Annotated in this window: 8 protein-coding genes, 1 pseudogene and 1 riboswitch; of the genes and pseudogenes, 4 read left to right on the top strand and 5 right to left on the bottom strand. The window is 61.7% G+C overall.

All coding sequences use genetic code 11. From position 1 onward, the window contains the following. Positions 1 to 11: 11 nt before the first annotated feature. Positions 12 to 101: riboswitch (cyclic di-GMP riboswitch) on the bottom strand. Between the two features lie 550 nt (positions 102 to 651). Next, on the top strand, positions 652 to 1,596 hold the full coding sequence (locus DTF_RS0109490) for a DUF2157 domain-containing protein (RefSeq protein WP_027715133.1): 945 nt from the start codon (positions 652 to 654) through the stop codon (positions 1,594 to 1,596). Further along, complete coding sequence (locus tag DTF_RS0109485; protein ID WP_027715132.1) at positions 1,593 to 2,798, top strand: hypothetical protein; 1,206 nt, start codon at positions 1,593 to 1,595, stop codon at positions 2,796 to 2,798. Before DTF_RS0109490 ends, DTF_RS0109485 begins: the two co-directional genes overlap by 4 nt. Positions 2,799 to 2,952: 154 nt before the next feature. On the opposite strand, the gene DTF_RS22880 is transcribed toward DTF_RS0109485, so the two are convergent. Beyond that, positions 2,953 to 3,171 carry a hypothetical protein gene (locus tag DTF_RS22880; RefSeq protein ID WP_035056436.1) on the bottom strand — a complete coding sequence of 73 codons (219 nt, stop codon included), beginning with the start codon at positions 3,169 to 3,171 and terminating at the stop codon, positions 2,953 to 2,955. Between DTF_RS22880 and DTF_RS27765 the strand changes: the two are divergent. Next, a pseudogene (locus tag DTF_RS27765) lies at positions 3,170 to 3,795 on the top strand (LysE family translocator). The gene DTF_RS22880 and the pseudogene DTF_RS27765 sit on opposite strands and share 2 nt — an antisense overlap. A 100-nt stretch (positions 3,796 to 3,895) precedes the next feature. Then, positions 3,896 to 4,525, top strand: coding sequence for a 3D domain-containing protein (locus DTF_RS25450; protein ID WP_051361196.1), 630 nt, complete (start codon positions 3,896 to 3,898; stop codon positions 4,523 to 4,525). A gap of 49 nt (positions 4,526 to 4,574) precedes the next feature. On the opposite strand, the gene DTF_RS0109470 is transcribed toward DTF_RS25450, so the two are convergent. The 4 genes from DTF_RS0109470 to DTF_RS25440 form a co-directional block, all read right to left on the bottom strand. Next, a complete protein-coding gene (locus DTF_RS0109470) occupies positions 4,575 to 4,784 on the bottom strand; it encodes an RNA-binding S4 domain-containing protein (RefSeq protein ID WP_035056603.1) in 210 nt (69 codons plus the stop codon). A gap of 154 nt (positions 4,785 to 4,938) precedes the next feature. After that, on the bottom strand, positions 4,939 to 5,943 hold the full coding sequence (locus DTF_RS22865) for a DUF3187 family protein (RefSeq protein WP_162148626.1): 1,005 nt from the start codon (positions 5,941 to 5,943) through the stop codon (positions 4,939 to 4,941). Positions 5,944 to 6,107: 164 nt separating this feature from the next. Continuing rightward, positions 6,108 to 9,929 carry a LamG-like jellyroll fold domain-containing protein gene (locus DTF_RS25445; RefSeq protein ID WP_155890772.1) on the bottom strand — a complete coding sequence of 1,274 codons (3,822 nt, stop codon included), beginning with the start codon at positions 9,927 to 9,929 and terminating at the stop codon, positions 6,108 to 6,110. Positions 9,930 to 10,111: 182 nt separating this feature from the next. Beyond that, positions 10,112 to 11,770, bottom strand: a complete 1,659-nt coding sequence (locus tag DTF_RS25440) for a glycosyltransferase family 4 protein (protein WP_051361193.1) — start codon at positions 11,768 to 11,770, stop codon at positions 10,112 to 10,114. Between the last annotated feature and the right edge of the window lie 282 nt (positions 11,771 to 12,052).

Below are 12,052 nucleotides of genomic sequence, written 5' to 3'. Positions count from 1 at the left end.
GGCGGCATCTCTTCGGCAGTCCGGCTATCCGTTCAAGCCTTGGCTAAGACGGACCCGTGACTTTGCGTCACCGGATTACTCCGGTTTTGCCTTTGTCGAAGAAAACTTTTGTATGTTTTTCCACAGCTTGGCTTGTTCGTCTCGATCTTTTGCACCTGACGTGCCAATAGTGGCCATAGAGGAATATCAAACCCGATAGTCTCAATGAGCCGTCGTTCTCTCAAACTGCCTCGCCCACCTTCTGTTTCCGAAAAATTTGATCTTGAAAACATTCCTTTCGATCGGAAAGAGGGCGGAAGCACTGGACTTTTCAGTGTCTCGCGTTTTCACGCACCGAAATGACGCAAAAAGGCACAAGGTGCTGTTTTGAAAGAGAAAGTTAGTTGATAAAAATTATCGGCGAGGCTTTCCGCAAGAAAAATCCAATCTATTTTGCCTTTCTCCCGGGCCTGAATGAGTTGGTCTTACAACGGGAGTGTGGCATCCATGACACGAGCCGAGATGGGGAAAGGCTGAGGGGTCAAGCCTACACACTTGACAAAAAGGCGGAAAAACCAAGAGACTGCAAAAGATCCAACTTTGAGATGCCAATCTATCCAAGAAGCTTGGAGGGAATGGGAAACGGTCGGTTATGACTTAGGGAGGCAAGTTGTGCAAGAGGCACTTAACGACCTTGATGGGGCCGGGATTCTGAAGCGGGAGCAGGCAGCGCTGCTGCGCCGGATCTACGGCCGGGAGTTATTTTCGGTGCACTGGGAACTCCGGCTGCTTCTTTATGCGGGCATCCTGATCCTGACCACCGGTCTCGGCCTGCTTGTCGCAAAGCATTTCGCCTCCATCGGCCACGAGGCCCTGCTCGCGGCCATCGCCCTGGGGAGCGCGGGATGTTTCGCCTACTGCCTGCGCCGGGGCGGCGGGTTTTCTCCGGAGGAGGTGCCAGCTCCCGATGCGGGGTACGATTACGCGCTCCTGTTGGGGTGCCTGCTCATCGGGACCTTTCAAGGATATTTGGAGCTCCGCTACCAGGTGCTGGCCCAGCACTGGAACTGGTGGCTGCTGGGCTCCGGTGTGCTCTATCTCCTCTGCGCCCACTTCTTCGACAATCGTCTGGTGCTCTCCCTGGCCCTCTCCACCCTGGGCGCATGGCTCGGCGTGAAGACAAGCCTGTTTGCCGGGGGAAGCTGGGAAGCCGCTCTGCGGGGCAACGCCCTCGCCTTCGGCGCCGCGGTGGTGGGGGCTGGAACGGCACAGATCCGGCTCGGGTGGAAGCGCCACTTCCTCCCCGTGCACCTGCATCTGGGCGTCAACATCCTCCTTGCGGCGCTGGTCGCAGGGATCGACTCCCAGGCGAAGGGCCTGCTCTACCTCGCCGGTCTCCTTCTGGTCGGCGCCGGCAGCGCCCTCTACGCCCAGCGGGCACGCCGCTTCGCCTTTCTCCTCTATGCCTTGCTGTACGGATATCTGGGCGTCACGATCTTCGTGCTGGAACACGTCCGGTGGCGCTCGGAGGGGATCCTCAGCTATTTCCTGATTACCGCGGCGGCCCTGGTTTCGGCCCTCGTGGCCTTCCACCGTCGCTTCAGGAGCGCCGAATGATCGCGCTCTATTCGGCCGGCGAGGGACGGGTGCAGGTGCTTGAAGAGACCCGCCGCTGGGAGAAAGCCGGGATCGTCTCGCCGGCCCAGGCCGCGGCGGTGCGGGAACGGTACCGCCCCGAGCTGGCGCGGGTGAACCTGTTCATACGGATCCTGCTGGCCCTGTTCACCGCGGTGGGTGTGGTGGCCCTGGTGGCGCTCCCGGCCGTGGTCCTGGATGTCGAGGAATTCGGCATTTCGGTGCTCTTCCTCCTCTTCGCGCCGCTTTGCGCATGGGTCGCCGATCGCCGCCTCATAAGCGGCCGCCGCCTCTACCGCTGCGGAGCCGAGGAGGTTCTCCTCTTTCTGGCCGTCGGCTTCCTGGCCCTGGCGGTGGGGATCCCCACCCACGAGTGGGGAATGAGCGCGGAGCGCCTGGGCTGGCTCGCGGCCCACGGCATCCTGCTTGCCGGCGCAACGGTGCTGGCCGTCCGCTACGGGTATGCCCTGGCGGCCCTGGGGTCCGTGGCTGCCCTGGCCGCCCTCCCCTTCCACCTGGTCGACGCGCTGCACTTGCACGAGCCGGATTTGGCCAGGGTCGTCCTCTTCCTCCTCCTGGGCGCGGCAGGGATCTGGGCGCACCGGCGGCTCGGGCGCCGGGAAACCATGCCCCGCAGCTACGTCTGGTGCCTTGAGACCGTGCGTCTCGTCGCGCTGGCGGGGATCTACCTGGACGTAAACCTCTTCGCCCACCGCCTCCTGTGGACGAACTGGCTCGGCTGGACACCGGAAGCGTGGGAGATGCCCTGGACCGATCCCTTTTGCGCATTGCTCACCGCCCTCCTGCCAGTGACGGCCCTGATCCTGGGGATCCTCCGCCGGGACCGGGCGCTCCTCTGGTACGCAGTCTTCACCGGCACCGCCTCGATCCTCACCCTCAAGTACTTCATCCACCTGGGATATCTGGCCGAGGAGGTGACGGCCGCGGGGCTGGTCCTGGTCGGGGTGGCCTTGGGGCTTCTGCGCTGGCTGCACTCCGGTGCGCATCGGCGCAGAGGTGCCTTCACCGCCGAGTCCCTGCTGGAGCCTCGTCTCTACGGCCTGGATGCCGAGGCCCTGGCGGCGATCCAACCCCTGGCTCCGGCGCCAGAAACGCCCGCCCCCGAGGGATTCCGCCCGGGCGGCGGGGGCTTCGGAGGCGGAGGAGCGACTGGTGGCTATTGATGTCGCGGGCCCCGGAAGGGGAAAGGTTTTTCCGCGATCTGACCTTCTGGGCCTTTGGATCAAGTAGCGCGATGAGATACAGATTATTTTTTCTCCTCTGGGTCGCCGCCTTGGCTGCTCTTTGTGCGATTGTCGGCATACTGGCATTGCTCGGTTATTCCGGCGCCGAAATATCACTCTGGTCGGCACGTTCAATTGAAAGCAAAACCGGGAAAACAGTGTGGATCATCAGTTCCCTTGCTTGTTTCGCTGCAGCCACTGCTTCAGCCGTATCGGAATACCGAAAAAAACGATAGAAATCCAACGTTCCTTCGATTTCCAGGAGTTCTGGAACGAAACGCTTTGACAATTCGAATCGAGGATTTACCCCCATGCTCCCCATCGAAACCCTGGCAACCTTCTTCGCCGCGTCCACCCTCCTGGCCTTGGCCCCGGGCCCGGACAACCTCTTCGTCCTGACCCAGTCCGCCCTGCGCGGCAGGGGCGCCGGCCTGATGGTCATGCTCGGCCTCTGCACCGGACTGGTCGGCCACAGCGTCGCCGTCGCCCTGGGAGTCGCGGTGATCTTCCAGACCTCGGCGATCGCCTTCACGGCCCTCAAGATGCTCGGCGCCGCCTACCTCATCTACTTGGCTGGCAGGCCTTCCGCGCCTCGCCCACCGAAATCAAAGGGGAGGAGAAAGGCGCGGCCGATTTCCGGAAGCTCTACTGCCGTGGCATCCTCATGAACATCACCAACCCGAAGGTCTCTATCTTCTTCCTCGCCTTCCTGCCCCAGTTCGCCGACCCGGCGCGTGGCCCGATCTCGATCCAGATGCTGTTGCTCGGCGGGGTGTTCATCCTCTCCACCATCCTGGTCTTCGGCTGCATCGCCCTGCTCGCCGGCACCCTCGGCCGATGGCTCAACCGCTCCGCCAGAACCCAGAAGGTGATGAACCGACTCGCCGGCGCCGTGTTTGTGGCCCTGGCGCTGAAACTGGCGACTACGACAAGGTGAAACCCCTCCCCCGTCCCAAAAAAAATCCCTTAAAGTTGATTTCACTCGATTAGTCGATACTATTGAATCGTAGACTCAATTTTAATCAAGGAGGATGGTCATGAATCGCCCCACATGCGCTTTGCTGTTTGTTGCGATTTTGCCGGTGCTCATCGGTGCTGCCATCTGGCCCTACGAGCCCGCTTCATCCCAGACCCTCTCCGGAACCTCCGCAATGGAACTGCAGGTCGTCGATGCCGCGCCTGACGCCCCCGATCCCGTGGCAGAGTTCCAGAACGAACTGGAGAAGCTTCGTCAAGACCTGGACCTGGCCATCAGCCTGCTGGAAAAAAGTTTCGGCCGCCCGGTTCAACTCGAAAATGTCCACACCGCCCCCGTCACCCTCACCGCCTACTCCTCCACCCCCGAGCAGTGCGACTCCACTCCTCACATCACCGCCTCGAACAAACCTGTGCGCCACGGCGTCATCGCCGTCTCCGACGACATCGTCAAGGAGCTCGGCCTAGCCTTCGGCCAGAGGGTTCTGATTCCGGGGCACGGGGTGTTCGAAGTGCAGGACAGGATGAATCGGCGCTGGCACCGACGGGTGGACATCTGGCATGACGACCGCGAGGCGGCGAGACTCTTCGGGATTCAGAAGGGAACCATGCTCTGGGTCGCCAGCTCGCCGGGGGATGAGAAAAAGGAGAAAGAGCCTCTGATCGCCATGGCGGATGCAGGTAACTCGTAACTCGTAACTCGTAGCTTACAGCTTACAGCTTACAGCTTACAGCTTGTTTTCACCGCACCGCGATGACATGCCCCTCGAATTCGACCACCTGCCCCGGCCGGATCTTGCAGCGCTTGCGCCGTTCCACCCCGCCGTCGACCCTGACCTGCCCCTCCGCGATCGCCATCTTGGCCGCGCCCCCGCTGGCGCACAGCCCGGTCGCCTTGAGCAGGCTGGCCAGCTCGATGTATTCGGCATCCCTGATTTCAAATTCGTCCATTTCAATTCTCTTAATACCTGAATCCAGGGTGAGAAAACCTATCCGCAGATGACGCAGATTAGCGCAGATAAGGACAAAAATCAAAGAATCCTGTCTCTGATTTAATCTGCGAAAATCTGCGTATATCTGCGGATAAAAAAGCTTTGCCCTGAATTTAGAAGATTTTCCTCAGGGCCAGATGAAAAACAACATCCGAAGCGGAATCGACGACGATGTCCTCGCTGATGGCAATGTCCAGGGAGAGGGTGTCGGTCACGCCGATCGTGCCGCCGAGCACCAGCTGCACGGACTCGCCGAGTTCCCGAAGGCTGCTGTCCCGGTAAAAAGGGGTGTGACCGTCGAACTGGAGTTTGAGGGCCAGCCGGGGAAGAGCCCTCCAGCCGCCGCCGAGGGTGCCGAAGGCGACAGCGTTGCGCTGCTGATCGGGCAGCACGTCACCGTCCGTCATCAGCAGGCCGCCTGCGGCTCCGAAGAGGGCCAGGGAGCCGCCCCGGCAGGATCTGGAGCCGCTCAGCCAAAGAGCGAAATCGGTGCTGCCGCTGCCCAGCAGGCGGTCCTCATCCCCGGTGGGGAGCTTGAGACTGGCTCGCAGGGCCAGGGCCCGGGGGTTCTCCCCTTCCCGCCGCCACAGCTGCCAGGCGCCGGTCAGGCGCAGATCGCCGAAACCCTCCTTTTCCTCGGTCAAATCGATAAGGGGCAGCCCGTCTCTCTCATAAGAGTAGGTCAGGCGGTCGCTCGGCGCGTTGTCCCGGCCTCCGTCGGGAAAACCGAAAATGTCATGAAAATCGTTGACAAAGCTGTCGAGGAAACCGTCCCGGTGCATCACGTAAGGAACCTCCAGCCCCACCTCGAGACGATCTCCGATCCCGTGCTTGAGGGCCAGGGTGTAACGGTAGGTTTCGCCGTCGAGAAGGATCTGTTCCTGCGATCCCCGAGCCCTGGTGAAGTTGCTGGCGATGTCGGCCCGCAGCTCCGCAGCTGTCCGCCCCGGCGCGAGGACCGCCGCCGGTCCGGCGGGAGGAAGTCCGTACACCGCCACCAGCGGGTTCTGGTTGGTGGTGCTGAAAGGGATCAACTCCAGCGCCCAGGTTGAAGCGGCGAGACCCGGGCCGACGGCAAGGAGCAGAAAAAAAAGGAAAAAAGGCGCAAAAAAAGGCACGGAGGTCTCCTGTTCGTTCAACTGAAATACGATCCATGAAAAGCATCAAACGGAACGACTCCCCTCTTATATCACCATTCCAGCGTCTGGTCGATTAGAAATCGGGACGCGGGCAGGCTATCCGTTACAGGTTGAACTTCCCTCGTCGAACGTCCCGCGAACCTCTAATCCCCGCAATACCCCCTTCCAACCAGACCATCGTTGAAGTGCTGCTGAATTTCTCCCGGAGTCAACGTCCTACCGTAAATGGCCGCTTCATCCGCCACGCCGAAATAGTGATAGCCGTTGCTGCGGTTCAGCCAGCCGATAGTCAGGGGGGCGGACGATTCGAAACCGCTGCCGAAGTTTGCTGCCGTCGAGCCTTCTTCCACCCCGTCCACGTAGATCCGCAGCCGACCGGCCCCGGCATCGCGGACCGCCGCGACGTGGTGCCAGCCGCCGTCGGGAAGGAAGGTTACGCCACTTATGGCGGCGGTATGCCCGGAGCGGTTGCGGAGATAAAACCGGGCAACATCGCCTCTTGAATTGTCGATGCCGACCCACCACTGGAGCTTGCTTCCCGCTTCGTCCCGACCGACAATGACCTCATTGCTCGAAGGGGCGCCAGTGCGACGCATCCAGAATTCGATGGAGAAACTGTCGTTCACTCCCCAGTCAAAGGCGGCATCGTCCAGAACGGCGATTCCCGTGGACGATCCGAAGGATTGCCCCCTGAGGACAAGTCCGGCAACGGCGTCAGGACAGCCCCCTCCGGCGCACTGGCCGTCCTTGCCGCTGAAGATGTCGGCATAGAGGGGACCGGCGGCCTCATCCAGAGTCCAGTAGGATATCAGGCCGGTCGGACAGACCAAGGCCTCGGCGACAGTCACGGTAAAGGACTGGATGTCCCTTCCGACCGCGTTGACGGCCTCGACCACGACATTGAAGGAGCCTGAGGAGGTCGGTGTCCAGGCGATCAGCCCCGAGGCGGAGTCGATGGTCATTCCGGGCGGAGCGCCGGTCAGGATATAAGAAGGGGTGGGAACCCCGACCGCGTCGACATCGTAGGCGTAGCTTCCGCTCAGGTTGGCCGACAATAACGGGTCGGAAGTGATCGAGGGAGCGGCCTCGGCCGGAGGAGCCGCTTCACAGTAGCCCTTGCCGGCGAGTCCGCTGGCGTAGTGCGCCTCGATCTCCTCCGCCGACAGGGCTCGGCCATGGATGGCCGCTTCATCGGCCAGACCCAGATAATGATAGCCCTTACTGCGGTTCAGCCAGCCGATTGTCACGGGGGCTGAGGGCGAACCGAACCCGCTGCCGAAGCTGGCCGGAGCCGAGCCTTCCTCCACCCCGTCCACGTAGATCTTCAATCGACCCGCCGCGGCATCCCGGACCGCCGCCACATGATGCCAGGCGCCGTCGGCCAGGATGGTCGTGCTGCTGACTCCTGCGCCTTTTCCGGTCGTGCCCTGGAGATAGAATCGCGCCACGTCCCCCCGAGAATGATCGATGCCGGCCCACCATTGAAGCTTCGTTCCGGACTCGTTCCGGCCGACCACGACCTCGTTGCCGGTCGGGATCCCCGAGCGGCGCATCCAGAACTCGATGGAGAAGCTGTCGTTCACACCCCAGTCGAAGGCGGCGTCCGGCTCCACCGATACTGCCGTATTCGCTCCGAAGACTTGAGCCCCCTGGACCTGTCCGGCCGCCGGCGCCGGGCAGCCGTCCCCGGAGCAGAGGCCGTTTTTGCCGCCGATGACATCGGCGTACAAGGATCCGGACGTTTCATCGAGGGTCCAGTAGGAGACCAGTTCTTCCGAGCAGCCGCCGCTCTGGATTTCCGTGACCGCGACCGTGAAGGACTGGCTGTCCCCTCCGTCCGAGTTGGACGCTTCGACGGTGACGCCGTAACTGCCGGCGGCGCCGGGAAGCCACGTGATCAATCCCGATGTCCCGTCGATGGTCATTCCCGGGGGGGCCGCGGCCAGGGCGAAAGCAGGGGCTGGAGCGCCATCGGCCTCGACGTCATAGGTGTAGGTGTTTCCCAGGTTAACGCTCAGGGTCGGGCTGGAGGTGATACGAGGGGCCAGAACGACGGCGTTCACCTGAATGGAGAATGACTGGGTTGCCGTGCCGGCCGTGTTGACGGCCAGGACGGAAACGGGGAAGCTGCCCGTGTTGTTGACGCTCCACTCGATCAGCCCCGATGCCGGATCGATGGTCATCCCCTCCGGGCTCTGATCCAGGGAATAGACCGGCGCGGGGATTCCGCCGGCATCCGCATCGTAGACATAACTGCCCCCAAGGGCAGCCGTCAGGGGAGGATCGGTGACGAAGGAAGGAGCGACGGAGTCCGACGGGTTCGCGCAGTATCCCTCGCCGAGGAGGCCGCTGCTGTAATGATTCTGAATTTCAACAGGGGTCAGGGCCCGATTGTAGAGGGCCACCTCGTCCACCAGTCCGCGGTAATGATATCCGCTTCCCAAATTGATCCAGCCGACATCCACGGAGGCGAACGCGGAGTCAAACCCGCCCGTGTAATTCGTCGCCGCGGAATTTTCCTCCACCCCGTCCACATAGATCCGCAGCAGGGAGGACGCGGCGTCCCTGACCGCCGCCACATGGTGCCAGGCGCCGTCTGAAATGTTCGTCGATCCGCTGACGCCGGTCGCCCGGCCCCCGCGGTCCCTCAGATAGAACCGGGCGACGTCCCCCTGCGAATGATCTATGCCGGACCACCACTGGACCTTGTTTTCGGCCGCGTCTCGCCCCACCATCACTTCGGTGCCCTCCGGAGCGCCCGAGCGCCGCATCCAGAACTCGACGGAGAAGCTCTCCGCCGCTCCCCAGTCGAAGGCGGCGTCGGCCGGCGCCGAGATGCCGGTGGCCGTGCCGAAGGACTGGCCTCCGAGAACCTGTCCGGTCGTCGCCGCCGGACATCCGCCTCCTGCGCAGAGGCCGTTTCTGCCGCCGAAGACATCGGCATACACCGATCCGGATGTTTCATCGAGGGGCCAGTAGGAAACCAGTCCCGCGGAGCATCCCCCTGCCTCGACGACGGAGAGAAGGTAGGTCTGTTGGGCGGCGCCCAGGTAGTTGGCGGCCTCCACTGTCACCTCCCAGGTGCCGGAAGTGTCGGGAGTCCATTCGATCACCCCCGATTCGGCGTCGATGGTCATCCCCGGCGGAGCGTCGGCCAGTGCATAGGATGGAAAGGGATAGCCGTTGGCGGTGACCGCATAGACGTAGGATACGCCGGTCTGGGCGAAGGTGATCGGAGTCGAGGTGATCTGCGGAGGCACATCCTGCAGGGACAGGATGCCGGTCAGGGTCTGGTACCACACCCCCGCCATGATCTCATAACCGGCGGCGTCGGGATGTTTATCATCCGAATAATAGGACGGATCGTCCAGGGCGCTTTCCATGTCCACGATGACGATCTTGTCCCCCTCGGCGATCCGCTGCCGGGCCATCGCTTCCACGTTGTCGTTGAAGGCCGTGGTCACCGGATCGTAGGTCATGCGGTTGATGATCCGCGCCAGGAGAACAATCGGTGCCGTACTGAAGCGGTCGATTTCATCCAGGATGTTTCGCACGTCGTTGGAGCTGGTGTCCACGGAGTTCGTTCCGATATGCAGCAGGATGATATCGGCGGGATTGGCCGTCAGCCAGCTGTGCACCTGAGCCGCCACCTGGTCGTCGCGCCAGCCGCCGTGCCCTTCGTGGTCCGGATCAAAGGTCGGCGTCGCCAGCTCCCCGTAGCGCAGGCCGCCGACGAAATCGACGACATACCCGGCATCCCGCAGGGCAAGATAAAGCGGCTGCCGGTAACCGGTTCTCAGTTCGAAGGGAAGGGAGTCGAAGATGCTGTAGGCGCCGTTGGTGATGGAATCACCAAGAGGCATGATGCGGACGGGAGAAGGAAAAGGATCTTGCGAAAAAGCGGTTGAAGACAGAACAAGGCTCAACACCAGCGCTGACCAGAATGCCCTGACTGTGGCTTGCATGAAAGAATCCTCCTTCACGACAGTTATTCAGTTTTTTAAAGTTCGCAACCTCCTTTGAAGACCAGAAATCAATCAATAACGGCAACCATCAGAATACGTCCGGCGTTGGCCGAGGCGGTTTGAGTTCATTATATAGCGCTGGTAAGTCTCAGCAAGGAATGTTGAAAAAAGATTTTCCGATGTTAAACAAAAACACCCCGCACCGCGATCAGCAGCAGAGCCGTCAGTACCGAGCCTACTGAAAAGACCGCGCGCCGCCGGTTCCGGGCCACCAGGGTCTTGACGGCCAGATAGAAGACGATGCCTTTGAGCAGAACCTCGGGTCCGGCGGAGAGGGGCAGCTGGGAGTAGGTGGTCGAAAAGAGGACGCTCAGGGCGAAGAAGAGGATATCGGCGGTGGAGATGAAAAAATCGCCGTCCGTGCGGAAACAGATCTTCACCGCCACCAGCAGCCCCATCAGGACGAAAAGCACGTCGCTGAAACGGGCCAGACTCACCCCCCAGAAGAGCTCCCGGGCGCCGGCCGATTCTACCGAAAAGGTGACCAGCAGCACGGCGATATAGGTCACCGCCAGCAGAAACTGGTTTCTCGCATCACGGGTGACGTAGAGCACCCCCAATGCGGACACGCCCAGAATCCCGTTGACCTGCCAGAGATTGCCGCCGGCATATCGTGCCGTCCATACCGCGGCCAGCAGGTAGAGACCGGCCATCATCATCAAGACCGGCACCCCGCGCTCGATCCCTTCGGCGATCTTCAAATAAACGGCCGACTGCCGGATCCCCGCCGCCGAGTCGCGGTCGACGATCGGAAAGTGCTGGGGATGGTTGAGAACATGGCGCAGCACCACGTAGAACGCCAGGGAGGCGCAGAGATAGACGGCGAGAAGGAAATATTCCGGTGCATTCAGAAAGAGCAGGGAGAATATCGCCCAGAAGAGCGAGAGGCCGTAAATCAGGATAACCGTGAACCGATGCTGCAGGCCGAGGTTGAGAAATTTGTGGTGCAGATGGGTCCGATCCGGCGTGAAGGGGCTCGTTTTACGGAGGATCCGGCGCGTCATGACCCAGAGGGTGTCGAGAATCGGCAGCCCGAGGATCAGCACGGGAATCACCGGTGCAATGCCGGCGGCCACCGGCTGGGTCAACTGCACCGCCATGAAGCCGAGCAGGAAGCCGATGGTGAGACTGCCGGTATCTCCCATGAAGATGCGGGCCGGGTAGAAATTGAACTTGAGGAATCCGAGGATGGCGCCCAGACCGGCGGCGCTGAGAACGATGGCGGGCTGGTTGCCGTCCTGGCAGGCAAGGATAAAAAAAGCGGCGAGGGCGATCACCGAAATTCCGCCGGCGAGACCGTCCAGACCGTCGATCAGGTTGATGGCATTGCACACCCCGACGACCGCAAAGACGGTGAAGGGCCACGCCAGCCAAAGCGGCAGATGAATCTCCCCCGCGCCGAAGGGGTTGCCCAGGCTGGTGATATAGAGTTGGCCGACCGCCATGGCGACCAGACAGCCTCCGATCTGGCCGAGAAATTTCTTGCGGGCCGAGATCCCGTGCAGATCATCAACCATCCCGGTGAAAAAGACCACAAGCCCTCCGGCCAGGATGCCGCGCACGCCGGTGTCGAGATCGGCATGCACCAGGAGGGCAAAAAGAACGGCCATGAAAATGGCAATGCCGCCGATCCGCGGGGTCGCCCGCAGGTGTGTCTTGCGCTCCCCGTCCGGCCGGTCCACCTCCCCTCTTTTCAGGGCCCAGCGGCGCAGCAGCGGAACCATGGTGAGCGAGGCGAACAGTGCCGTGAGGAATACGTATAGAATCTGAATTGCGGTCATATCGAATCCATCTTTAAAAATCGTTACCCATAGCCTAAGAGAGTATGCGGAAAAGGGCCTGCCACTGGCGTGTTTCGCAACGGTTCACCGGCGCCAAAGCTACGCAACGGCAGTACAGCTCCCGATTCTGGATAAAACCGCGTCCACAGGGGCCGGAAAACAACAGGCCCCTCGGCGCCACGGAGCACCACCCCGGTCTGTTGCTGCGAGGGCGTTCGACGGCAGGTGATCCGCGACAGAAGTGTCCCCCGCCAGGGGAAGGCATTTTTTGCTTACTTTTGG

This window comes from Desulfuromonas sp. TF, from assembly GCF_000472285.1.
Lineage (GTDB): Bacteria > Desulfobacterota > Desulfuromonadia > Desulfuromonadales > ATBO01 > ATBO01.
This window is presented reverse-complemented; position numbering and strand designations above follow the sequence as displayed.